Source organism: Neorhizobium sp. BETTINA12A, assembly GCF_023006485.1.
Lineage (GTDB): Bacteria > Pseudomonadota > Alphaproteobacteria > Rhizobiales > Rhizobiaceae > Neorhizobium.
Window position 1 is genome coordinate 34341 of record NZ_JALBGW010000021.1, and the last position, 22379, is coordinate 56719.

At 61.8% G+C, this 22379-nt stretch carries 19 protein-coding genes and 1 tRNA gene; 7 read left to right on the forward strand and 13 right to left on the reverse strand.

What is annotated here, in order from left to right; genetic code table 11:
* Nucleotides 1-8: 8 nt before the first annotated feature.
* Nucleotides 9-2114 (forward strand): ATP-dependent DNA helicase RecG, encoded by a 2106-nt coding sequence (recG, locus tag MOV61_RS08840; protein WP_247136305.1) that lies wholly within the window; start codon nucleotides 9-11, stop codon nucleotides 2112-2114.
* 95 nt (nucleotides 2115-2209) lie between these two features.
* Here recG and MOV61_RS08845 read toward each other — a convergent pair whose 3' ends face one another.
* The 9 genes from MOV61_RS08845 to pcsA all read right to left on the reverse strand — a co-directional run bounded on the left by MOV61_RS08845 (nucleotide 2210) and on the right by pcsA (nucleotide 13734).
* Nucleotides 2210-3694: an esterase-like activity of phytase family protein gene (locus MOV61_RS08845; RefSeq protein ID WP_247136306.1), complete on the reverse strand. Its 1485-nt coding sequence runs from the start codon at nucleotides 3692-3694 to the stop codon at nucleotides 2210-2212.
* A gap of 134 nt (nucleotides 3695-3828) precedes the next feature.
* Nucleotides 3829-4512 carry a DUF502 domain-containing protein gene (locus MOV61_RS08850; RefSeq protein ID WP_038549191.1) on the reverse strand — a complete coding sequence of 228 codons (684 nt, stop codon included), beginning with the start codon at nucleotides 4510-4512 and terminating at the stop codon, nucleotides 3829-3831.
* Between the two features lie 92 nt (nucleotides 4513-4604).
* On the reverse strand, nucleotides 4605-6431 hold the full coding sequence (gene glmS, locus MOV61_RS08855; protein WP_046601002.1) for a glutamine--fructose-6-phosphate transaminase (isomerizing): 1827 nt from the start codon (nucleotides 6429-6431) through the stop codon (nucleotides 4605-4607).
* Between the two features lie 132 nt (nucleotides 6432-6563).
* Nucleotides 6564-7925: a bifunctional UDP-N-acetylglucosamine diphosphorylase/glucosamine-1-phosphate N-acetyltransferase GlmU gene (gene glmU, locus MOV61_RS08860; protein ID WP_247136307.1), complete on the reverse strand. Its 1362-nt coding sequence runs from the start codon at nucleotides 7923-7925 to the stop codon at nucleotides 6564-6566.
* Nucleotides 7926-8135: 210 nt separating this feature from the next.
* Nucleotides 8136-9209 (reverse strand): BMP family ABC transporter substrate-binding protein, encoded by a 1074-nt coding sequence (locus MOV61_RS08865; RefSeq protein WP_038542966.1) that lies wholly within the window; start codon nucleotides 9207-9209, stop codon nucleotides 8136-8138.
* Between the two features lie 47 nt (nucleotides 9210-9256).
* Nucleotides 9257-10183, reverse strand: a complete 927-nt coding sequence (locus MOV61_RS08870; RefSeq protein WP_247136308.1) for an ABC transporter permease — start codon at nucleotides 10181-10183, stop codon at nucleotides 9257-9259.
* Nucleotides 10183-11274 carry an ABC transporter permease gene (locus tag MOV61_RS08875; RefSeq protein WP_247136309.1) on the reverse strand — a complete coding sequence of 364 codons (1092 nt, stop codon included), beginning with the start codon at nucleotides 11272-11274 and terminating at the stop codon, nucleotides 10183-10185. The genes MOV61_RS08870 and MOV61_RS08875 overlap by 1 nt, the downstream gene beginning before the upstream one ends.
* Entirely contained in the window at nucleotides 11264-12838 is a 1575-nt protein-coding gene (locus MOV61_RS08880) for an ABC transporter ATP-binding protein (protein WP_247136310.1), read from the reverse strand. The genes MOV61_RS08875 and MOV61_RS08880 overlap by 11 nt, the downstream gene beginning before the upstream one ends.
* 167 nt (nucleotides 12839-13005) lie before the next feature.
* Nucleotides 13006-13734: a phosphatidylcholine synthase gene (pcsA, locus tag MOV61_RS08885; protein ID WP_046601006.1), complete on the reverse strand. Its 729-nt coding sequence runs from the start codon at nucleotides 13732-13734 to the stop codon at nucleotides 13006-13008.
* Nucleotides 13735-13920: 186 nt separating this feature from the next.
* Here pcsA and MOV61_RS08890 point away from each other — a divergent pair, with 186 nt between their 5' ends.
* Nucleotides 13921-15123, forward strand: a complete 1203-nt coding sequence (locus MOV61_RS08890) for a UbiH/UbiF family hydroxylase (RefSeq protein ID WP_247136311.1) — start codon at nucleotides 13921-13923, stop codon at nucleotides 15121-15123.
* On the opposite strand, the gene MOV61_RS08895 is transcribed toward MOV61_RS08890, so the two are convergent.
* Entirely contained in the window at nucleotides 15100-16062 is a 963-nt protein-coding gene (locus tag MOV61_RS08895; RefSeq protein WP_247136312.1) for an AEC family transporter, read from the reverse strand. The two genes, MOV61_RS08890 and MOV61_RS08895, sit on opposite strands and share 24 nt — an antisense overlap.
* 46 nt (nucleotides 16063-16108) lie before the next feature.
* The gene (locus tag MOV61_RS08900; protein WP_247136313.1) at nucleotides 16109-16867 is read right to left on the reverse strand and encodes a cytochrome c biogenesis CcdA family protein; all 759 of its coding nucleotides are present in this window, start codon (nucleotides 16865-16867) and stop codon (nucleotides 16109-16111) included.
* Between the two features lie 205 nt (nucleotides 16868-17072).
* On the opposite strand from MOV61_RS08900, the gene MOV61_RS08905 reads away from it, so the two are divergent.
* From MOV61_RS08905 to MOV61_RS08915, 4 genes are all read left to right on the forward strand, one after another.
* A tRNA-Lys gene (locus MOV61_RS08905) sits at nucleotides 17073-17148 on the forward strand.
* Nucleotides 17149-18077: 929 nt separating this feature from the next.
* Entirely contained in the window at nucleotides 18078-19619 is a 1542-nt protein-coding gene (locus tag MOV61_RS08910; protein WP_247136314.1) for a DegQ family serine endoprotease, read from the forward strand.
* 135 nt (nucleotides 19620-19754) lie between these two features.
* Nucleotides 19755-19880: a hypothetical protein gene (locus MOV61_RS30315; RefSeq protein WP_024164227.1), complete on the forward strand. Its 126-nt coding sequence runs from the start codon at nucleotides 19755-19757 to the stop codon at nucleotides 19878-19880.
* Nucleotides 19881-20063: 183 nt separating this feature from the next.
* Nucleotides 20064-20243: a hypothetical protein gene (locus MOV61_RS08915; protein ID WP_038542948.1), complete on the forward strand. Its 180-nt coding sequence runs from the start codon at nucleotides 20064-20066 to the stop codon at nucleotides 20241-20243.
* An 80-nt stretch (nucleotides 20244-20323) separates the two neighbouring features.
* Here MOV61_RS08915 and MOV61_RS08920 read toward each other — a convergent pair whose 3' ends face one another.
* Both MOV61_RS08920 and MOV61_RS08925 read right to left on the reverse strand, forming a co-directional pair.
* A complete protein-coding gene (locus MOV61_RS08920) occupies nucleotides 20324-20584 on the reverse strand; it encodes a DUF2171 domain-containing protein (protein ID WP_038542946.1) in 261 nt (86 codons plus the stop codon).
* Between the two features lie 102 nt (nucleotides 20585-20686).
* Nucleotides 20687-20980: a hypothetical protein gene (locus MOV61_RS08925; RefSeq protein ID WP_408962362.1), complete on the reverse strand. Its 294-nt coding sequence runs from the start codon at nucleotides 20978-20980 to the stop codon at nucleotides 20687-20689.
* A 299-nt stretch (nucleotides 20981-21279) separates the two neighbouring features.
* On the opposite strand from MOV61_RS08925, the gene MOV61_RS08930 reads away from it, so the two are divergent.
* The coding region (locus MOV61_RS08930) for an efflux RND transporter periplasmic adaptor subunit (RefSeq protein WP_258718827.1) at nucleotides 21280-22379 on the forward strand (1100 nt) is incomplete at its 3' end.

The window sequence follows — 22379 nt, forward strand, 5'->3', positions numbered from 1 at the left end:
TGCGCGCCATGCGTCCCGCCATACTCGATCCGCTGTTCTCGCCTGTCGCCTCGCTTGCCGGTGTCGGGCCGAAGCTTGCCGAACTGATCGCCCGCGTCACCGGCCGCGAGGACCCAGACGATTGCCGTGTCGTGGATCTGCTTTTCCATGCCCCCTCCTCGCTGATCGACCGGCGCAACCGGCCGGGCATCGCACTTGCGCCGCAAGGGGCGATCGTCACGATTGAAGGCCGGGTCGACCGCCATCAGCCGCCACCGCCCGGCAAGTCCAACATGCCCTACCGCGTGTTCCTGCACGACGATACGGGCGAGTTGGCGCTCACCTTCTTCCGGGCCAAGGGCAATTGGCTGGAAAAGTCGCTGCCGATCGACGAGATGGTGATGGTCAGCGGCAAGGTCGACTGGTTCAACGGCCGCCCGTCGATGGTGCACCCGGATTTCATCGTAAAATCCTCCGAGGCTGAAAACCTGGCGCTTGTCGAACCGGTATACCCGATGACGGCCGGCCTGACGCCGAAAGTGCTGCGCAAGGCGATCGACGGCGCCGTCGCCCGCATGCCGGAACTGCCGGAATGGGCGGATGCGGCGCTGGCCGTGCGCCAGGGTTTTCCTTCGGTGGCGGAGGCCTTTCGCGGACTGCACGATCCGCGCGACGCAGCGGATATCGATCCGCAGGCCCCTGCCCGCCGCCGGCTTGCCTATGACGAGTTCCTCGCCGGCCAGGTGTCGCTGTCGCTGGTGCGCCAAAGGGTGCGCAAGGTCCCGGGCCAGCCAATCCGGGTAAAAGGCGATCTTGCCGCAAAGATCATCGCAAACCTGCCGTTCTCGCTGACGCCCAGCCAAAAAGCGGCTGTCGCCGATGTCATCAAGGACATGGCGGGCGAAGACCGCATGCTGCGGCTGCTGCAGGGCGATGTCGGCGCCGGCAAGACGCTGGTGGCGCTACTCGCCATGGCGGCGGCTGTCGAGGCCGGCGGCCAGGCGGTGCTGATGGCACCGACAGAAATCCTCGCGCGGCAGCATTTTGCGACGATCTCGAAGCTTGCCGGTGCTGCCGGCGTGACCGTCGAAGTGTTGACCGGCCGCACCAAGGGGCGCGAACGCGACCAGATCATCGAGCGTATAGCCTCGGGCGAAGCGCAGATTATCGTCGGCACGCACGCGCTCTTCCAGGATGCGATCAACTATCACAATCTGATGCTCGCCGTGGTGGACGAACAGCATCGGTTCGGCGTGCATCAGCGCCTTCGGCTCACCGCCAAGGGAATTTCCCCGCATATGCTGGTGATGACCGCAACGCCCATTCCCCGCACACTGGTGCTCGCCGCCTTCGGTGACATGGACGTCTCGAAGCTCACCGAAAAACCGGCCGGCCGCAAGCCGATCCAGACGGTCACCATTCCCACCGAGCGGATCGGCGACATCGTCGCTCGGCTCAGGGGCGCGATCGGCGAAGGAAAAAAAGCCTATTGGATCTGCCCGCTCGTCGAGGAATCGGATGCTTCCGACCTGATGTCGGCGGAGGAGCGTTATGCGGTTCTCGCCAGAGAATTGGGCCGCGATGTCGGGTTGATCCACGGGCGGATGAGTGGGCCTGAGAAGGATGCGGTGATGGGCGCCTTCAAGAGTGGCGAAATCCGGCTGCTGGTCGCGACCACCGTTGTCGAAGTGGGCGTCGACGTGCCGGACGCGACGATCATGGTCATCGAACATGCCGAGCGGTTCGGCCTTGCCCAGCTGCACCAGTTGCGCGGCCGCGTCGGGCGCGGCGACGAGGCCTCCACCTGCATCCTGCTCTACAAGGGACCGCTCAGCGAAACCGGGCGGGCGCGGCTATCGATCCTGCGCGACAGCGAGGACGGCTTTCTGATCGCTGAAGAAGATCTGAAACTGCGCGGTGAAGGCGAGCTGCTCGGCACCCGCCAGTCCGGCACGCCAGGTTTCCGGATCGCCAGCCTCGAGGCGCATGCGGACCTCTTGGAAATTGCCCGCAAGGACGCGGCCTATCTGCTGGAGCAGGATCCCGAACTCACCAGCGAGCGCGGCCAGAACATGCGCGTGCTGCTTTATCTGCACCGCCGCGACGAGGCGATCCGGTTCCTGAGAGCCGGGTGATGCGGCCGTCGGCAGGGTGTACGATGGTCAAGATCATCTGACGTTGATCTTCGACCTTCCCCCCGACCGTCGGGGAGAAGGCTTGCGTTAGGGACTTACTTCTTGGCAACGCCCGGAAGCGTGACGCGGAAAACCTGGAACATGGTGTCGACATCTGCGCCGCCGGCCGCCTTATAGGCATTGCCGACCTGGAAACCGTCCTGGGTCAGGAAGTCGTTGTCGTTGGCGACGAACAGGAAGAAGTCGTCCGGAGCGGAGGCATCGAGCACGCTTGCGATCGACATGGCTTCCCATTTTTCCGAAAGGTTGTTCCTGTCGTTCGGCGCGCCGTTATGAAGGCCGAAGCGGGCAAGTTCCTGGGTATCGTTGATGTCGATGAACGACGTCAGGACCGCGGGCTTTACGGTCTCGTCGAGCTTGCCCTTCGGAGCGACCGGCTTGAGACCGTCGAAATCGGTGCCGGCAATATCGGTAGCACTGGTGAGATCGACAAGGTTGATCTTGCGGTAGACCGACGTGTCACCCTTCACGCCCTGGCCGCTATTGCTGTCGCGTGCCAGAACCAGGAAAGCCTTGTCGGACAGCGCCAGGATTTCGCTCGCGGCGGCAACGGCAACCTTGCCCTTGTTGTCAAAGGTCGGCAGCGGCACGAGATATTCATGCACGAGCTTGAGGTTGTCGACGTCGGAAGCGTCATAGACCAGGGCACGGGTATTCATGCGCGTCGAGCTGGAGTCGCCACCATCCTGAATGGGTGCGGACTGCAGCAGGGCGATCACGAACTTGCCATCCGGGGTCATCGCCATGCCTTCGAGGCCCTGGTTGTTCTGGCGACCACTTTCCGGATCCTTCGGATCCGGTGCCTTGCCGCCAGGGCCGGGATTGTTGGAGGAGAAATCCAGCCGGCCCTTGCGCATCGGCAGCAGGGCCTTCGGCGGCTGAGTAGCGGAGATCAGCTTACCGTCAATGGAAAAGTGGTAGATATAAGGGCCATATTCGTCGCTGATCAAAAACGAACCGTCCGCCAGGCGGATGACGGCCTCGGAATCGAGAGAGACCTTGCCGGTCGAGGCCTGCGGCATGGCCGGCATTTTAGCCGCAGCGGCGCGAACGCCCGATTCCGGATCGAGACCGGTCATGTTCTTGCCGGCGTCGTCGGTCAGCAGCATGGTCTCCGCGAGCTTTGCCTGAACGCCAGCCTGCTGCTTGTCCGGGGACAGGGCCTGGCCGGCGGCGGCCGGCGCCAGCCGGATCTCTATCTTGTTGATACGCGCGTTATAATCGGCCGTGCCGTCGACATTGTAGCCGCGATCGGGCAGCAACCAGAGGGAACCGGCATAACCGTCGGCGTCCTTCTTCCAATCGGTCGGATCGATCGCCATGCCGGAACCGGAACCGAAAGTCTCGCCGAACTTGTCACGCTGGCCGGCCGGAATGCGGCCGACGGCGACGAGGCCCTTGTTGACGATGGTGATGCCGGCGCCCGTAGCACTCGTCTCGGCCAGAAGGACCGAGTTCGAAATCAAAGACGAAGCGATCATTGTGGCCGCCAGCAGTGCAGCCTTATGCGCATAACCCATGGAATAGTTCCTTGTTCAAGCCTCGGAGGACTAGCGGCTTCCCGCCGTTACGCGTCGAATGATTGTTGCGACGCGCGCTCCCTGCTTCCTCTTAGGCGGCTGCGGTGACACTGACGTGACGCCCGTACGGGCGCTTAGGGCGCTGGCAGGACGGCGGTCGGCAGGCCGGGGATGGGCTTGTAGTCCGGCGCGATGAGGCCACCCGATATCAGCAGCTTGGCACCCTCTTCCGGCGTCATGTCGAGCATGATGATCTTGCTTTTCGGCACGAACATCAGGAAGCCGGCGGTCGGAACCGGGGTCGGCGGCAGGAAGACACCGACCATTTCCTCTCCGTCCGCATTGAGCTTTGCGGCGATCTCTCCCTGCGCGTCGCCGGAGATGAACACCAGCGCCCACATGCCGGGGCTCGGAAACTCGATCAGCCCGCATTTCTTGAAGGAGGTCGACTGTTCCTTCAGCACCGTCTCAAAGATCTGTTTGATGCTCTTATAAATGCTGCGGATCAGCGGCATCCGGTGCAGGATCGATTCGCCGAACTTGACGATCGAGCGACCGATCAGGTTCTTGCCGAGAAAGCCGATAATGGTGATGAGCACCACGGCGATCAGCAGACCGGTGCCAGGAATGGTGATGTTGAAATAATATTGCGGATCGTAGCGCCGCGGAATGTAGGGCGTAACCCAGCTATCGGCCCAGTCGATAAAGGTGAAGGTGAGCCAGATGGTGATGGCAAGCGGCGCGCAGATGATCAGGCCGGTTAGGAAGTTGTTCCTGAGACGGCCGGCCAGCGATATTCGCTCTGGACTGTCGCTCATCCGATTTTCCTGCATACCCTGAGCATCGCCGCAATCATCTGTTGCGACAATGCCGGATGCGATGTTGCGATGCAAGGAAAAGCCGGTGGATATCACTCCACCGTGACGGATTTTGCCAGGTTGCGCGGCTGGTCGACATCGGTGCCCATGAAGACAGCCGTATGATAGGCAAGCAGCTGGATCGGCAGCGAGAAAATCATCGGGGCGATGATCTCGTCGACATTCGGCAATGCTATCGTCGCCATGGTCGGCAGCTTGGAAGCCGCCGCCCCCTTTTCGTCGGTGATGAAGATGATCTTGCCGCCGCGCGCCGCCACTTCCTGCATGTTGGAAACGGTCTTTTCGAAGAAACGGTCATGCGGCGCGATGACGATTACCGGCATATGTTCGTCGATCAGCGCGATCGGCCCATGTTTCAGCTCGCCGGCGGCATAACCTTCGGCGTGGATATAGGAGATTTCCTTGAGCTTCAGCGCACCTTCCATGGCAAGCGGAAAACTGGTGCCTCGGCCGAGGTAAAGGACATCCTTGAACCGCGACAGCTCGCGCGACAGCGCCTCGATCTGCGGCTGGATGTCGTTCAGTACCCGGCTCATGATCCGCGGCATTTCGGCGAGGTGTTTCACCATCGCCTTCTCATCGCCCGCCGTCACCGTGCCGCGGGCGCGGCCGGCACCGATCGCGAGCGCAGCAAGAACCGCAAGCTGGCAGGTAAAGGCCTTGGTGGAGGCGACACCGATCTCCGGGCCGGCGAGGATCGGGAAGATCGCATCCGATTCGCGGGCGATGGTCGATTCCTTGACGTTGACGACCGCGCCGATCTTGAGGCCGTTGTCCTTGCAATAACGCAGCGAGGCCAGAGTATCGGCTGTTTCGCCCGATTGGGAAATGAACAGTGCCGCCTGGGAGGGCGACAGTGGCAGTTCGCGGTAGCGGAATTCGGAGGCGACGTCGATTTCGACCGGCAGACGCGCATAACGCTCGAACCAGTATTTGCCGATCAGGCCGGACAGATAGGCCGTGCCGCAGGCGGCGATCGCCAGGCCGGAAACCTTGCCGAAATCGATCGCCGTATCGTTCGCCTTCACCGTATGGGTCGCGAAATCGATATAATGGCTGAGCGCATGGGAGATAATTTCCGGCTGCTCGTAGATTTCCTTCTCCATGAAATGGCGGTGATTGCCCTTGTCGACCATGAAGGCCGATGCCTGGGAAATCTGGCTCTGCCGGGTCACCGGCTTGCCATCGTAATCGATGATCTCGGCGCCCTTATGGGTCATGACGGCGCAGTCGCCGTCGACCAGATAGGTGATCTCGTTGGTAAACGGAGACAGCGCGATGGCATCGGAGCCCAAAAACATCTCGCCGCGGCCGTGGCCGATCGCGAGAGGCGGTCCGAAACGGGCGGCCATGATCGTGCCCGGGTCGTCCTCGAACATCACCACCAGCGCATAGGCGCCGGAAACCCGGTTCAGCGTCGCCAGCATGGCGGCACGGTGGTCGAGGCCCTGGCGGGTGTATTTTGCGAGCAGATGCGCGACGACTTCCGTATCGGTCTGGCTTTCGAAGACGGCGCCTTCGGCCAGCAGTTCGTCCTTCAGCTCGGAAAAGTTCTCGATGATGCCGTTATGGACAACGGCGACGCCATCGACGAAATGCGGATGGGCGTTGGTTTCGTTCGGAACGCCGTGGGTCGCCCAGCGGGTATGGGCGATGCCGATCGTCCCGGGCAGCGGCTCGGCGTCGAGCTTCTTTTCGAGATTGAAGAGTTTTCCCTCGGCGCGGCGGCGATCCATCCGGCCCTCGTGGACGGTCGCCACGCCTGCGGAATCATAACCGCGGTATTCGAGCCTTCGCAACGCATCGACGAGACGCGCCGCCACCGGCGAATTTCCGACGATCCCGACAATTCCGCACATGAACGACCCTCTTCGCTTCGTGGAACGCTTCGTCAAACCCAGGCGAACTCCTAGCCGATTGCAGGTTTTGCGCAATCGGCCCGCCGGTCACTTTCGATGTCGGAAAGTAACGCGCAAATGTTAATGGCGGGGCTACTTCTGCGCCTTTCTGGCGGCCTTGAGGGCGAGTGCCCGCTCGCGGAGGATTTTTGCGCGGTCCGGCTTCATCTCCTGGCGGGCACGGCCGAGGGCGAGCGCATCGGCCGGGACATTTTCGGTGATGACGCTTCCCGAGGCCACATAGGCGCCGTCGCCGATCGAGACGGGTGCGACGAGCGACGAGTTCGAACCGATAAAGGCGTTGGCGCCGATGCGGGTCTCGTGCTTGTTGACGCCGTCGTAGTTGCAGGTGATCGTGCCGGCGCCGATATTGGCATGGGCGCCGACAAAGGCATCGCCGATATAGGTCAGGTGGTTGACCTTGGCGCCTTCGTCGATCCTGGCATTCTTGACCTCGCAGAAATTCCCGACCTTGGAGCCGGCGGCAAGATCGGCACCGGGGCGAAGCCGCGCGAAAGGTCCGACGGTCGCGCCGCCTGCCACATGGGCGCCTTCGATATGCGAAAAGGCGTGGATCACGGCCCCGCCGTCGATCCGAACGCCCGGACCAAACACGACGTTGGGCTCGATCAACACGTCCTGACCGATCTGCGTATCATATGAAAGGAACACGGTTTCCGGGGCGATCATGCTGACGCCCGAGATCATCAATTCGTGGCGGCGGCGTTCCTGCCAGAGCCTTTCGAGCATGGCCAGTTCGGCGCGGTTGTTGCAGCCGGCGACTTCCGTTTCCGGCGCGTCGACAGCCACCACCTTGCCGCTGGCGGCACGGGCGATCTCGACGATATCCGTCAGATAATATTCGCCCTTGACGTTCTGATTGGTGATGCTCTCGAGCAGCGCAAGCGCCTTGCGCCCGTTGATCGCCATCAGGCCGCTATTGCACCAGGTGACCTTGCGCTCTTCGTCAGTCGCATCCTTCTCTTCGCGGATCGCGATCAGCTCGCCGTTTTCAACCAGCAGGCGGCCGTAACCGGTCGGCTTGTCCGTATGAAAACCGATCACCACGACATCCGCGCCGGCGGCAAGCTTTTCCCGCGCCTCCGCGAACGGCGCGGAAGTGATCAGCGGCACGTCGCCATAGGCGACCAGGATGTCGTCGTAACCGCGGACAATCGCTTGCTTCGCCGTCAGGACCGCATGGCCGGTGCCGCGGCGCTCCGCCTGCAGAAAAGCCTCGACGGAAACACCATCGACCGCGCCGGCCCTGGCCACTCCGTCTGCGTCGCGGCCGACGACCAGAGCCGCCTCGGTCACGCCGGTCGATGCCACCGCCGCCATCACATGCGCGATCATCGGACGCCCGGCAATCGGATGCAGCACCTTCGACATCGACGATTTCATGCGTGTGCTGTCGCCGGCGGCGAGGATGACGGCAAGGCAGGAACGGCTCATGGGGATTCTCCTTCACAGGCGATTTGCCGCTTCATACCAGCAAGATGATTGACGTGCGATAAAAGCCTTATGTGCGCCGGAAACAAAAAGGGCGCCCCGAAAAGCGCCCTTCATTCTGTGAACTCGATCACTGCCCGTCGCTTAGCTCCGGACGTTCGTCGCTCGAAACGATCCGCCGATCGTTTCGTCGGCCGGGCCGACCAATCCTCGTTACTTCGGCAGTTTGTCGTCCACGCCTTCGACGTAGAAGTTCATGCCGAGCAGGGTGCCGTCATCCGACTTTTCGCCGGCCTTCAGCCATGCGCTGCCGTCCTGCTTGTTGATCGGGCCGGTGAACGGATGCAGTTCGCCCGACTTGATCTTGGCTTCTGTTTCCTCGGCCATCGCCTTCACGTCGTCCGGCATATTGGTATACGGCGCCATGGTCAGGATGCCGTCCTTCAGGCCGTCCCAGATCTGCTCGGACTTCCAGGTGCCGTCGAGCAGCGCCTTGGTGCGCTTGATGTAATACGCACCCCAGGTGTCGACGATGGCGGTCAGCTGCGTCTTCGGGCCGGCGGCGATCATGTCGGAAGCCTGGCCGAAGGCGAGGATGCCGCGCTCGGAGGCGACCTGCATCGGAGCGGTCGTGTCGGTGTGCTGGGTCAGGATATCAACGCCCTGGTCGATCAGCGCCTTGGCGGCATCGGCTTCCTTGCCCGGGTCGAACCAGGTATTGGCCCAGACGACCTTCAGCTTGAAGTTCGGATTGATCGACTTCGCGCCGAGTTCGAAGGCGTTGATGCCCATCACCACTTCCGGGATCGGGAAGGAGGCGATGTAACCGGCAACGCCCTTCTTCGACATCTTCGCGGCGATCTGGCCCTGGATGTATCGGCCTTCATAGAAGCGCGAATTGTAGGTGGCGAGGTTCGGAGCGGCCTTGAAGCCGGTCGCATGCTCGAACTTCACATCCGGGAATTTCGCGGCGACCTTGACGGTGGCGTCCATGAAACCGAAGGATGTGGTGAAGACCAGCGAGCAGCCCGAGCGAGCCATGCGCTCGATGGCACGTTCTGCATCCGGGCCTTCCGGAACGTTTTCGAGGAACGGCGTTTCAACCTTGGCGCCGAGTGCCTTGTCGAGCTGCTGGCGGCCAAGTTCATGCGCCTGGGTCCAGCCCCCATCCGTCTTCGAACCGACGTAGATGAAACAGACCTTCTTCTTCTCCTGGGCTTGGGCGCCTGTCGAAAAACCGCCCATCAGGGCGGCCGATGCGGCAAGGGCGATAATCAGTTTCTTCATTTCCTGACCTCTATTGGCTTGAAGACGTTTTGTTTTTGGTTCCGCGGTCACCGGTCGGGGACAAAGGGTTTCCCGAGCGAAGCCGGCGTATTGATGAGCGTCGTGCGACGATTATGCGAAATGATGATCAGCACGACAATAGTCGCCGCATAAGGAAGTGCGGACAGGAACTGAGACGGGATGACGATGCCGAGGTTCTGCGCCAGGATCTGGGCATGCAACTGGCCGATGCCGACTGCGCCGAACAGGTAACCGCCGGCCAGAACCCGCCACGGCCGCCAGGAGGCGAAGACGACGAGCGCGAGCGCGATCCAGCCGCGGCCGGCCGACATGTTCTCCACCCATTGCGGCGTGTAGACGAGCGAAAGCTGCGCGCCTGCAAGGCCTGCGCAGGCACCGCCGAACATGACCGCCAGATAACGGGTGCGGATAACGTTGATGCCGAGCGCATGGGCGGAGGCGTGGCTGTCGCCGATCGCCCGCAGCTTGAGACCGGTCCGGCTCCTGAACAGGAACCAGTTGATGCCGATCACGAGCACGACCGAGAGATAGAAGGTGAGGTCCTGCGCGAACAGGACGCGGCCGAAGAACGGGATGTCGGAGAGAAGCGGGAAGACGATCGGCTGCAGCTTGATGCCGGGCTGGCCGACGAAAGCCTCGCCAATCTGGCCGGAAAGCCCGAGCCCCAGGATGGTGAGCGCAAGCCCGGTCGCAACCTGGTTGGCCACCAGCGTCAGCGTCAGGAACCCGAAGAGCAGCGAGAATATCCCACCGCCCAAAATGCCGGCGAGGAGGCCGACATAGGGGGAACCGGTCAGTTGCGCGGCAACGAAGGCGCAGGCGGCGCCCATGATCATCATGCCCTCGACGCCGAGGTTCAGCACGCCGGAGCGCTCGGTCACCAGTTCGCCGAGAGCTCCCAGAACCAACGGGGTCGATGCGGTGATGACGGTGAGAAGGATCGCCTCGAACATCAGCCCTTCACCTCCGCCGTTTTCGCACCGGCAAAGATCAGCCGGATCCTGTAGTGGATCAGCGTGTCGCAGGAGAGCACGAAGAAGAGCAGCAACCCTTGAAAGACGCGGCTGACCTTGTCCGAAATGCCGATCGACAGCTGCGCCGCTTCGCCACCGAGATAGGTGAGCGCCAGCACGAGCCCGGAAGCGATGATTCCCAGAGGGTTGAGCCGTCCCAGGAAGGCGACGATGATCGCCGTGAAGCCGTAGCCCGGCGAGATAACCGGCTGCAGGTGGCCGATCGAGCCGGAGACCTCCGAAATGCCGGCAAGGCCCGCGAGCGCGCCCGACAGCAGCATCGAGAACCACACCATCCGGCGGGCGGAGAAGCCTGCGAACCGCCCTGCCCGCTCCGACTGGCCGAGCACCGAGACCTCGAAGCCCTTCAGCATGAAGCGCATCATGAACCATAACGCCACGGCGGCGACGATGGCGAAGACGAAGGCCCAGTGGGCGCGGCCGGACGACGACAGAATTTCCGGCACGACGGCCTCGATCTGGAACGTCTTCGTGATCGGGAAATTGTTGCCCTGCGGATCACGCCATGGTCCGCGTACCAGCCAATCGAGATAAAGCTGGGCGATATAGACCAGCATCAGGCTGGTCAGGATTTCGTTGGTGTTGAACCTCGTCTTCAAAAGTGCCGGGATGCCTGCATAAAGCGCCCCACCGACCATGCCGAGGATCAGCATCAGCGGCAGGATCATCGGCGAGTGCCAGGCCGGATACATGACCGGCAGGATCGATCCGGTAATCGCGCCTATTGTGAACTGGCCTTCGGCGCCGATATTCCAATTGTTGGACCGGTAACAGACAGCAAGCCCGACAGCGATGAGGATCAGCGGGGCTGCTTTCACAGCCAGTTCGTGCAGCGACCACACCTCCAGCAACGGCTCGACGAAATATATGTAGAGCGCGCTCAGCGGGTTCTTGCCGAGCAGCCAGAACATGATCGCGCCGAAAAGCAGCGTCAGCACCAAGGCGAGCAGCGGCGAGAGGATCGAGAACAGCGTCGAGACGCGGGCGCGCTTCTGGAGCTCAATGCGCATGCGCCGCCTCCGGATTGGAGTGGCTTTCGTGGATACCGCCCATCAGCAGACCGATACGTTCCAACGTCAGCGTGCCGGCCGGATGGGGCTCGGAAAGACGACCTTCCGAGATCACCGCGATATTCGTCGCCACCTCAAAGATCTCATCGAGATCCTGGCTGATCACCACCACCGCCGAGCCCGACTTGGCGAGATCGATCAGCGCCTGGCGGATGCGGCTTGCCGCACCGGCATCGACACCCCAGGTCGGCTGGTTGACGACGAGCACCGATGGCTGGCGGTCAAGCTCGCGCCCGACGATGAATTTCTGAAGATTGCCGCCGGAGAGCGAGCCCGCCTGCGGATCTTCGCCGCTCTTGCGGACATCCATCGCCTCGCAGATGCGGCGGGTGGCAGAGCGGATCGCATCGAAGCGGATGACGGAAAAGGCACCGCCGGACAGAAAGGCCTTTTTGTCCGACTGGCTGCGGGCAAGCAGGAGATTGTCCGAAAGCACCATAGCGGAGACGGCGGCGTGGCCATGGCGTTCTTCCGGCACGAAGCCGGCGCCAAGCAGGCGGCGGCCGTTGATGCCGGTGCGGCCAATCGCCTTGCCCCGGATGCGGATCGCCTCGTCTTCGGCGACCGGATATTCGCCCGAGAGCGCATCGAAGAGTTCGCCCTGTCCGTTGCCCGCAACACCGGCGATCGCCAGCACTTCGCCGGCTCGGACCTTCATGGCGACGTTCTTCAGCGAGACCGCAAAAGGCGTGCGCGCCGGCACCGACAGATTGCTGACCTCGATGCGGATATCGCCGAGTGCTGCTGCGCTGTCGCGATGGACTTCGGCAACGTCGGAGCCGACCATCATGCGGGCGAGCGAGGCCGGCGTCTCCTTTTTCGGATCGCAGGCGCCGGTGACGTTGCCGTGGCGCAGAACCGTGGCGCGGTCGCAGATGCGGCGCACTTCCTCCAGCCTGTGGCTGATATAGAGCACCGACCGACCCTCGGCCTTCAGCTTGAACAGGGTCTCGAACAGCCGGTCCGCTTCCTGCGGCGTCAAGACCGATGTGGGCTCGTCGAGGATGATCAGCTTGGGGTTTTGAAGCAGAGCCCGGACGATCTCGATGCGCTGGCGCTCGCCGACGGAAAGGTCCGCCACATGCGCCTTGGGATCGAGCGGCAGGCCGTATGCCTTGGAAAGCGATGCCGCCTCGTCCGAGATCCTGGCGAGCGAAATCTTCGGGTCAAGCGACAGCGCGATGTTTTCCGCCACCGTCAGCGCCTCGAACAGCGAGAAATGCTGAAAGACCATGCCGATGCCGAGCTGACGGGCCTCGCCCGGCGAAGCGATCGTCACCGGCGTGCCCTGCCAGAGGATCTGGCCGGCGCTCGGCTGCAGCACGCCAAACAGCATTTTTACCAGCGTCGATTTGCCGGCGCCGTTTTCGCCGAGCAATGCGTGGATTTCGCCGGGCGCGACATCCAGATCGATCGCGTTGCAGGCCGCGAAGCTGCCGAAAAGCTTGGTCAAACCTCGAACCGACAGAAGCGGACCGGTCGTCGGACCCTCGGATAACGTCACTGAACCCCCTCGTTCACCGCGGGCCTACCTTCTTCGAGGTTTTTCAGGGCGACGCGGCGTATTGATTTTCCCGACATCCGGCGATCACTCCGGACATTCGACTGATATTGATACCGTATTTGTTGCTTCGCACAACACTAAAGAAAGGGGGTTGCAGGAAGGTCCAGCTATTTTCCGAGACTGGGGAAAAGCTGCAGCACGCCGCCGATGCAATAGAGATAGATACCGCTCAGGACGACGCCGTAAACGACCCAGGCGGGCGTCTCGAAATGCAGGAGCAGCGAATAGCCGCCGAGGGCGCACCAGATGAGGCAGACAGCCAGATTGAGCGGACGGAGCCGTTTGACGCGCACGGGGTGCAGGAAGTTGATCGGCAGGAAGGTGAGAATGACAGAGACCGAGACGAGGACCAGAGCCGCCGTTGCGCTCGCGTCGACGACGAACAGTGTGAAGACCACCATGTTCCAGACGACCGGAAAACCGGAGAAAAAGTACTCGTCCGTCTTCATGCCCATATCGGCATAATAAACCGCGCTCGAGACGACGATCGCGCCTGCGGCAACGAAGGACCAAGGTTCGCCGATCATGCCGCTCTGATAAAGTGCAAACGCCGGAAGCAGCACGTAGGTCACGTAGTCGATGATGTTGTCGAGCGTATCGCCCGACCAGTTGGGCAGGACTTCCTTGACCCGAACCTTGCGGGCGATCGGCCCGTCGATGCCATCGACGAGAAGCGCAAGGCCGAGCCACCAGAACATGTCGACGAAACGATGCTCGGCTGCAGCGACGACGCCGAGGAAAGCAAGGAACGAGCCGGACGCCGTCAGCAGATGAACCGAGAAGGCGCGGATTTCAGCATACGGAACTTTTTTGTAATTGAAGATTCGTCTGATCACGCGTCAGTCCCGCCTTTCCCTCGTCCGGCGAGATATGCGGCCAATCACCGCGCATTGCAACCAGCTTGGGACCACCGCCCGGCATAAAGCATTGCTTTTTCTATGCTGCGCTGCCGTCCCCCATGGATATGCTCGCCCCGAAGCTCTAGATAACTCATCGTACATTTGCAGCGCAGGACGACGGACATGCAGCATTTCGAGATTGCGGTGGTGGGAGGGGGACTTTCCGGATCGGTTGCGGCCCTGGCGCTCGCGCGGGCCGGCCGCAAGGTGGCGCTGATCGCACCGCCATCCGAAAAGACCGATGAACGCACGACCGCGCTGATGGACCAGTCCATCCGTTTTCTCGAACGGCTTGGCGTCTGGGAAGACATTGCGGCTTCCGCCGCCCCGCTTTCGGTGATGCAGATCATCGACGGCACCAAACGGCTGCTGCGCGCACCGACGGCGCAGTTCCGGGCGCAGGACGTCGGACTCTACGCCTTCGGCTACAACATTCCCAACCGCGCGCTGTCGGAAACGCTGGATGCCGCCGTTGCCGCCGAACCCAATATCAGCAAGATCGCGCAAAGCGTCGAGACCTTCGACTTTTCGGCGGAACGAGCCATGCTGACGCTGTCGGACGGCGCCTCGATCAGTGCCGACTTCGTGGCTGCCGCGGATGGACGCAATTCAAAGGCCCGCGAGACCGCCGGCATCGGCGTGCGACGCTGGTCCTATCCACAATCGGCGATGGTGTTGAATTTCGCCCACAGCGTGCCACACGGCAATATCTCGACCGAATTCCATACCGAAAGCGGGCCGTTCACGCAGGTTCCCCTGCCGGGCCTGCGTTCCAGCCTCGTTTGGGTGGTGAAGCCGGATGAAGCTCGCCGTCTCGTCGAGCTTCCGACCGGGGAACTGTCGCGGCTGGTCGAAAACCGCATGCAATCGATGCTCGGCAAGGTGACTGTCGAAGGCACGGCGCAGACCTGGCCGCTCTCCAGCCTGATGGCGGAGCGGTTCGGCAAGGGTCGGCTGGCCCTAATCGGCGAGGCCGCACATGCCTTTCCGCCGATCGGCGCGCAGGGCCTCAACCTGTCGCTGCGCGATATCATCGCACTTTCGGAACTGCTCGTCGCAACCAGCGATCGCCCGATCGCAGCCGATGCCGGCGATCGCTTCAACCGGCGCCGCGGGCCGGACATCGTCAGCCGCACCGTCGGCGTCGATCTTCTCAACCGTTCGCTGCTGTCGGATTTCCTGCCGGTGCAGATGCTGCGGGCCGCCGGCCTGCACATCCTCACCAATGCGCCGCCGCTCCGAAACCTTTTGATGCGCGAGGGGATCGAGCCCGGTCGGGGCCTGCGCGCTGTCGTCGATGCCTTACGGAAAGAGATCCGGCGGTAACGTTCCGGAATTGATGAGGTAGAGCAGCGCCGGGAGAGTCGCCACTGACGCAACGGTGATGATCAGGATGCTAGCCGACGCCCTCTCTTGCCAGACGCCGTATTGCTGGCTGATGACGAAGACATTGGTCGCCGTCGGCAGTGCCGAAAGCAGCGTCGCGGAATAGATCCAGACCGGATGGAAATTGCCGATCAGTGACAGGACCATATAGGTCGTCATCGGCAGCAGGATCAGCTTGAAGACCGCGATATAACCGATCTCCACCGGCACACGTTTGATCGGCCTCAGCGCCAGCGTCACTCCCATGGCAAATAGCGCGCACGGTGCTGCAGCCTGCGCGAGATAATCGACGAGCCGCTGGAAGGCTGCCGGCGGCTGCACCGTAAATGCCGCGAAGCAGAAGCCCAGCGCCGTTGAGATGATGAACGGATGCATCACCACTTTCCGGACAATATCGGCAACCACATGGGCGGCTGGGCGTTTGTCGCCGCCGGCCATTGCCATCATCGCCGGTGCGACGATGAAATGCGCGGCGTTCTCGAAACAGACGATCAGCGCCACCGGCACCGCCGCCGCCTCGCCGAAAGCAAGTAGCGCCAGGCCAGGCCCCATATAACCGATATTGCCGTAGGCGCCGGCAAACGACTGGATGGTGCAATCGGCAAAGGAATTGCGGCGGATGAAGAAGCCGATCAGAAAGAGAACCAGGAAGACCAGGTAGGTCGCGCCGATCTCGCCGAAAATGAAGTCGGCCCGGGTCAGCTGCTCCACCGGCGTGCGGGACACGAGCTTGAAGAACAGCGCCGGCAGAGCCGCGTAGATGATGAACGTATTCATCCAGCCGAGCGCTTCAGCCGGCTGTTTCGTCACCCTTGCGGCAAGATAACCGATGAAGATCAGCCCGAAGAAGGGCAACAGCAATGCAATGATATCGGTCATCGGTACCCTGCCCGCTGACCGGGCCGTATTGGAAGACGGTTTTCCGTTAGCCGATTTGCGTCAGGATTGGAAAGGTCTGCTGGAACCAGATTGCGGCGGACGTGACGAAACCGAAGATGAAGGCAAGCCCGGTGAGGATCAGGAAGACTCCCATGACCTTCTCGACCATGCCGAGATGGCGGCGGAAGCGGGTCAGGAACCGCATGAAGGCACCGGAGAAACCGGCGGCGATCCAGAACGGTACGGCAAGGCCGAGCGAATAGATGGCGAGCAGCGCCGCCCCCTCGCCGACCGTATCGCGCGATGCGGCGACCCCGAGGATGGCGCCGAGCACCGGACCGATGCAGGGCGTCCAGCCGAACGCGAAGGCAAGCCCCATGACATAGGCGCCCGAGAGCGTCGCCGGCTGCCCGCCGCCCTGGAAACGCGCCTCGCGGGCGAGAATACCAATCCGGAAGACGCCGAGAAAATTCAGGCCCATGACGATGATGATCAGGCCACCGAGTTTGGACAGGAGATCGAGATGCTGGCGCAGGAGCACGCCGATCGTCGAGGCGCCGGCTCCGAGCGCCACGAACACAGTCGCAAACCCGAGGGTGAAAAACAGCGCCGACTTCAGCACCGCGCGACGCGTGCCGCTCCGCGATTCGATGACCGCCGCACCACCGCCGCCGCGGAACTGCTCGACCGAAATGCCCGCCATGTAACAGAGATAAGGCGGCACGAGGGGCAGCACGCAGGGAGACAGAAACGATAGGGCGCCGGCAAGAAGCGCGCTCAACAGGGATATTTCGGCAATCGACACGTGTGGCTCCGGCTGGCGGGCCTTTTGCGAGCCCGCGTCTTGCGCTTGAGGTAATGGCCCGACGCGGCGAATGCCAATCACCTTTTCGCATCGCCGTGAAAAAGCGGCAGATAGCCGCATTTTTGCTGTTTTTGCGGGTTGACCGCAAGAGGTCACCTGCCTATGTTCCGCGCACTTTCAAGGACGCGCTCATCCGCGGCCGCGGGAGAGCGTAGCTCAGCCGGTAGAGCAACTGACTTTTAATCAGTAGGTCTCGGGTTCGAACCCCGACGCTCTCACCATTTAGATCAAAGCAGCCCCAATTAGCCGACGCCCTCAAATAGCCGATGTGATCGCGGTCGCCTGATGCGTGGGTGAGGCTGGGGGCCGCCTGTTCCGCCTTGGCGGATAGAATCGGCGCAGTCGGGCTGTCAAAATGTGGGTGGACGAAATCCAGCCGGTCTGTCACAAGCCGATCAGGACGCGACTGCCGTTAGTTTTAGAACGGGGTCGGGCGACCGATTGACGTCACGTCGCTGCCACGAGATCACGTCGGCCGTCCATTCTCAGATCCGACACGCGGATTGCAGGGTGAAAAGCCACTGTTTATCGATTACAATTTGCTCATGTTGAGAGCGAACGCCGTTCATTACAACCTATTCACCTTTGCGGCGATAACCGGCGGACGGGTAAAAACCCGGGTCAGCGCGCCAAGCGCTTGAAATCACTACACGCGCTGGATGGGGGAAATCTCCGGAGCCTAAGATTGGGCCCGAAATTCGGCGGATGAGGCGTTCCGAACCTTATTTATTGTTAAGCTGACCTTCGACGCCTCCGGGCGTATTTTCATCTTCAGGACTGAGTGATGCCGACGGCCGGAAATGCCGTGACGGCAGAGCCAGTTTCAGATCGTTTGCTGAAGGTGGTGCCCATATGCGCTCGCTTGTCCCGATAAACCAGCATTCCCCGGCACCACCGGCGCCCTGCCCGGTGATGCACCTCACCGGCCCGCCCGAGGATCGACTTCGATCGCCCGGCGTTCACTCCGCTTCACCTATGTCCCGGTGATCAGGCTTTCTGAAGTAGCGGCTTTCCTCGCCGACTCTTCAGCATCGTGAATCTTCGAAACCAACCGATCGGCCGTGCGCGCTCCATCACGCGGCTTCGATCTTCTTTGCCCTGATGCGCCCGCCTCCCGGCGCCAAGGCTGCAGATTGAAAGGAAGACCTCCATGTCCAATATCCTTCGCAAACACCGAATCGTTGCCCTTCTCGGCGCCGCCATCGTTGCGGTGCCGCTCTCCGTGCCGGTCATTCTCGGCACCAACGCGGCCCATGCGGCAACCATGGCAACCTCCGTCACCGGCTCCGTTTCCGGCATCGTCGCTCCGGGCGGCTCGTTCGCCCCGATCGTTTCGGCCGACAAGCCGGCGGTCGTCACCATCATCACCACGATGAAGGCCCAGAACGTCGCTTCGGACGACAGCTCGCCCTTCGGCGACAATTCCCCGTTTGACGAGCAGTTCCGACAGTTCTTCGGCCAGCAGGGCATTCCCGTGCCGCGCCAGATGCCGCAGCAGCGCCAGGCTCCGCGGGCGGAGGCTCTCGGCTCCGGTTTCGTTGTTACGGCGGACGGCTACATCGTCACCAACAACCACGTGATCGACAATGCGATCGACATCAAGGTGACGCTTGACGACGGCACGGAAGTGCCTGCCAAGCTGATCGGCACCGATCCGAAATCCGACCTCGCGGTCATCAAGATCAACGCGCCGAAGCCCTTGGCCACCATCGCCTGGGGCGATTCGGACAAGCTCAATGCCGGCGACCAGATCCTGGCGATCGGTAATCCGTTCGGCATCGGCACGACGGTGACGGCCGGTATCGTTTCGGCGCGCGGCCGCGATCTGCACAGCGGACCCTATGATGACTTCATCCAGATCGACGCGCCGATCAACCATGGCAATTCCGGCGGTCCGCTGGTCGATCTCGAAGGCAAGGTCGTCGGTATCAACACGGCGATCTATTCGCCGAACGGCGGCAGCGTCGGTGTCGGCTTTGCCATCCCGTCCGACCAGGCCCAGAAGGTCGTCGCCAAGCTAATGAAGGACGGCTCCATCGAGCATGGCTTCATCGGCGTACAGATTCAGCCGGTGACGGCGGATGTGGCGAGCGCCATCGGCCTCGACAAGCCGGAAGGCGCGTTGGTTGCCAATGTCAACGACGGCACGCCGGCTGCCAAGGCCGGTATCCAGACCGGCGACGTCATCACCGCGCTCGGCGGCCAGGCGGTCAAATCTCCGCGGGACCTGTCGCGCATGGTGGCCGACCTGACGCCCGGTGCCAAGGAAGGCCTGACCGTTTGGCGTCAGGGTCAAAACCGCAACCTCAGCATCACGGTCGGCGGCAACGAGCCAGACCAGCAGCAGGCTTCCGCTGACAACGGCGACAAGTCCATGCAGGGTGCCCAGCGCGTTCCGACCATCGGCATCGGTCTTGCCGACATCACGCCGGACATCCGCCAGGCCCTCAACCTGCCCCGTCGGGAAAACGGCGCAGTGATTGAAAGCGTCGCCCCCGACAAACCGGCTGCCGATGCCGGCCTGCAGCCGGGCGACGTCATCATCTCGATCAATCAGCAGCCGTTGAAGTCGGCCAAGGATGCCAAGACGGCGGTTGCCGAAGCCGGCAAGTCCGGGCGCAAGTCAGTTCTGCTTCTCATCCAGCGTGGCGAAAACCAGACCTTCGTCGCGGTTCCCTTCTCGATCGGCTGAACATCGAACCCGCCTTATCTTCTCGGCGCCGCCCGGTTGTCGCGACCGGGCGGCGGTCGTTTGGCCCCGCCCCATATCCTCTCCACCGGAACCTTGACGAGCAGAAGACGTTTGCCCGGACGAAGGAGCGTCTTTATGCGCATCATATTCATCGTCATGATCGTTTCGGTGCTCAGCATCCTAGCGTTCAAATATGCGGATCAATCGCTGGGTGGCGGCGATATTCTTGCCACTCCCGCGGAACTCTCGGCTCAGAACTGATCCGAATCGCGTCAAACGGCGTAAAGACCATGCTGGACGATCTTTCCTGGTGGGCAACGGCGCTCAAGACGAGCCCGCGAGAAAGCTTGATTGCCTGTCACGCGACATTGATCCGAAGGTTCCGGTTTTGCCCGGAACCTTCCCGTTTTCAGGGTGTTGTCAGGCAATAGAGGAGTCGTTGCCATGAGCGCCCAGAATGTCCTGATTGCCTTGGGATCTGCGATTGCGGGTGGCCTTGTCGTCGCCCTTCTGATGCATCCTGCCGGACCGACCGTGACCGCGAAGTCGGACCGCCTTAGCGGCCCACCGGCAGAGACCGCCTTCATGCCCGAACGCTTCGGCGTCCCCGGTTCGACACAATGACGTAGACGCCTGAAGTTGGGATCTGACATGCGAAAAAGCCGGCGTCTCTTTCGAGGCGCCGGCTTTTTCATGGCTACCAATCAATGAACACCCTTGCCGCTCTCTTCCTCTTCGAATGTCACTGCGACATCGCCATCGGCCGAGAGGCGAACCCTGTTGCCTTCGATATCGGCAACGAGTTCAAGCGGAATGAAGTGATGGTGGCCTTTATGGCCGCCCTCACCGCTGTCCTTCCTGGTCAGCTTGATACGGCTGCCTTCGACGCGGTCGACCGTTCCAACATGGACGCCATCCGCGCCGATGACTTCGGCGTGTTCCTTGATTCTTGCAGCATCGATCATGGGAAATCTCCTTTTCAGCGCTCCGACAACGCGTGAATGAAGATATCGATGCATGCCTCTTCAAAAAGGCATGACCTTTCGAAAACACGCCGCTGGCAAAGGTTATTGGTGCAGGGTGTAAGTACCCATTTTGCAGAAGTCCTGCGTGTCTTCCATGTCTTCGAGCTTGGAATCCTCCGAGAATTCGAAGCGCATGTCGTATTTGCAGGTACGGCGGCCATCGCGGATGGTGATCTTGATGCTCTGGCCGGGCTCCAGCACGTCGTTGCCGAAAACGTCTTCTTCCCAGTTGTCCACACCCTCCGGTGAGGTATAAAAGCGTTCAAGTGTCCCTTTTGTCTTGTTGATCAGGGTAAACACAAGGTCGTCTGCAGCATGCGAAGCGCTGGCCGACATCAGAATAGCCGCGAAAGCTCCGACTAACATTGAGAATTTTTTAACCACAATACTACCCCTCTACCCGTTAATCGGGTCGATTATTACTATCATGGCACCGTTAAAGCCTGATGAAATGGCTAATATTCTTCGATACACGCGTATTACCGATATTTAAGTTTTATCACTTCCCGTTTTATGTCATTGAGAGAGCATAAGAATTTCGCCCGGCGACCATGCTTCCGGCGGATTCGCGCCCCATGACGGCGCAGCGGACGATTTAGCTCCGGTTGTATCGCTACCCAGCAAAGGACAGGCCGTTGAACGTGCAGAACACACCCGACCCGGCAGCAACGACCAGCGGCACGCCCGATCTCGCCGCGATCCTGGCCACCTCGGGAAGCCAACGCAAAAAGCGTCGCTGGATCTGGCCGACGGTCTTTGTCGTTCTCATTGCGGTGGCGGCGGGCGCCTATGGCTATTCGGGCAGTGGCGGCCCGCGCTACGATTACACGACCCAGCCGGCCAAGCGCGGCGGCCTCTCGGTCATCGTCACGGCGACAGGCTCGGTCCAGCCGACCGATCAAGTGGACATATCGAGCGAGCTGTCCGGCACCGTCCGCAAGGTCAATGTCAGCTATAACAGTGCTGTCAAACAGGGTGATGTGCTCGCCGAACTCGACACCAACAAGCAGGAAGCGGATGTCCAGAGCGCCCGCGCCCAGCTCGCCTCGGCAAAGGCCAACGTGCTGAAGGCCGAAGCGGAGGCGGCCTCGGCCAAAAATTCGTTCGACCGCCTGACCGGCCTCGTCAGCAACCGCATTTCCACCCAGCAGGAACTGGACGCGGCGAAATTCACCTATGATTCGGCGCTCGCCACCAAGGCCGTCAACGAGGCGTCTGTTCTTTCCGCCGAAGCCAATCTGCGGCTGTCGGAACTCAATCTCGTGAAGCTCAAGATCGTCTCGCCGATCGACGGCATCGTGCTGACCCGCGCCGTGGATCCGGGGGCGACCGTCGCGTCTTCGCTCAATGCGCCGGTGCTTTTCACCATTGCCGGAGATTTGAAGCGCATGGAGTTGCAGGTCGCCGTCGACGAGGCGGATGTCGGCCATGTGCAGGAGGGTCAGGCGGCAAAATTCTCTGTCGACGCCTATCCCGATCGCAACTTTCCCGCCACCATCCAGACCGTGCGCTTCGCCTCCGAAACCGTCTCCAACGTCGTCACCTACAAGGCGATCCTGACGGTCGACAACGCCGATCTGCTGCTGCGTCCCGGCATGACGGCAACGGCCGATATTACCGTGCAATCGGTCACCGACGCGCTCCTCGTGCCGAATGCGGCGCTGCGCTACTCGCCGCCGACGACGGCGCGCAGCCGCGGCAATTTCCTCACCCGGCTTTTTGCGCCGCCGCGTCC

Coding starts and splice junctions, on each gene's coding strand:
- MOV61_RS08870 (WP_247136308.1), bottom strand. CDS start 10,183: ATGTTCGAGGCGATCCTTCTCACCGTCATCACCGCATCGACCCCGTTG.
- MOV61_RS08850 (WP_038549191.1), bottom strand. CDS start 4,512: ATGAGCGACAGTCCAGAGCGAATATCGCTGGCCGGCCGTCTCAGGAAC.
- MOV61_RS08895 (WP_247136312.1), bottom strand. CDS start 16,062: ATGACCGATATCATTGCATTGCTGTTGCCCTTCTTCGGGCTGATCTTC.
- MOV61_RS30315 (WP_024164227.1), top strand. CDS start 19,755: ATGCGCATCATATTCATCGTCATGATCGTTTCGGTGCTCAGCATCCTA.
- MOV61_RS08865 (WP_038542966.1), bottom strand. CDS start 9,209: ATGAAGAAACTGATTATCGCCCTTGCCGCATCGGCCGCCCTGATGGGC.
- glmS (WP_046601002.1), bottom strand. CDS start 6,431: ATGTGCGGAATTGTCGGGATCGTCGGAAATTCGCCGGTGGCGGCGCGT.
- MOV61_RS08875 (WP_247136309.1), bottom strand. CDS start 11,274: ATGCGCATTGAGCTCCAGAAGCGCGCCCGCGTCTCGACGCTGTTCTCG.
- MOV61_RS08915 (WP_038542948.1), top strand. CDS start 20,064: ATGAGCGCCCAGAATGTCCTGATTGCCTTGGGATCTGCGATTGCGGGT.
- MOV61_RS08845 (WP_247136306.1), bottom strand. CDS start 3,694: ATGGGTTATGCGCATAAGGCTGCACTGCTGGCGGCCACAATGATCGCT.
- glmU (WP_247136307.1), bottom strand. CDS start 7,925: ATGAGCCGTTCCTGCCTTGCCGTCATCCTCGCCGCCGGCGACAGCACA.
- MOV61_RS08920 (WP_038542946.1), bottom strand. CDS start 20,584: ATGATCGATGCTGCAAGAATCAAGGAACACGCCGAAGTCATCGGCGCG.
- MOV61_RS08890 (WP_247136311.1), top strand. CDS start 13,921: ATGCAGCATTTCGAGATTGCGGTGGTGGGAGGGGGACTTTCCGGATCG.
- MOV61_RS08925 (WP_408962362.1), bottom strand. CDS start 20,980: ATGTCGGCCAGCGCTTCGCATGCTGCAGACGACCTTGTGTTTACCCTG.
- recG (WP_247136305.1), top strand. CDS start 9: ATGCGTCCCGCCATACTCGATCCGCTGTTCTCGCCTGTCGCCTCGCTT.
- MOV61_RS08910 (WP_247136314.1), top strand. CDS start 18,078: ATGTCCAATATCCTTCGCAAACACCGAATCGTTGCCCTTCTCGGCGCC.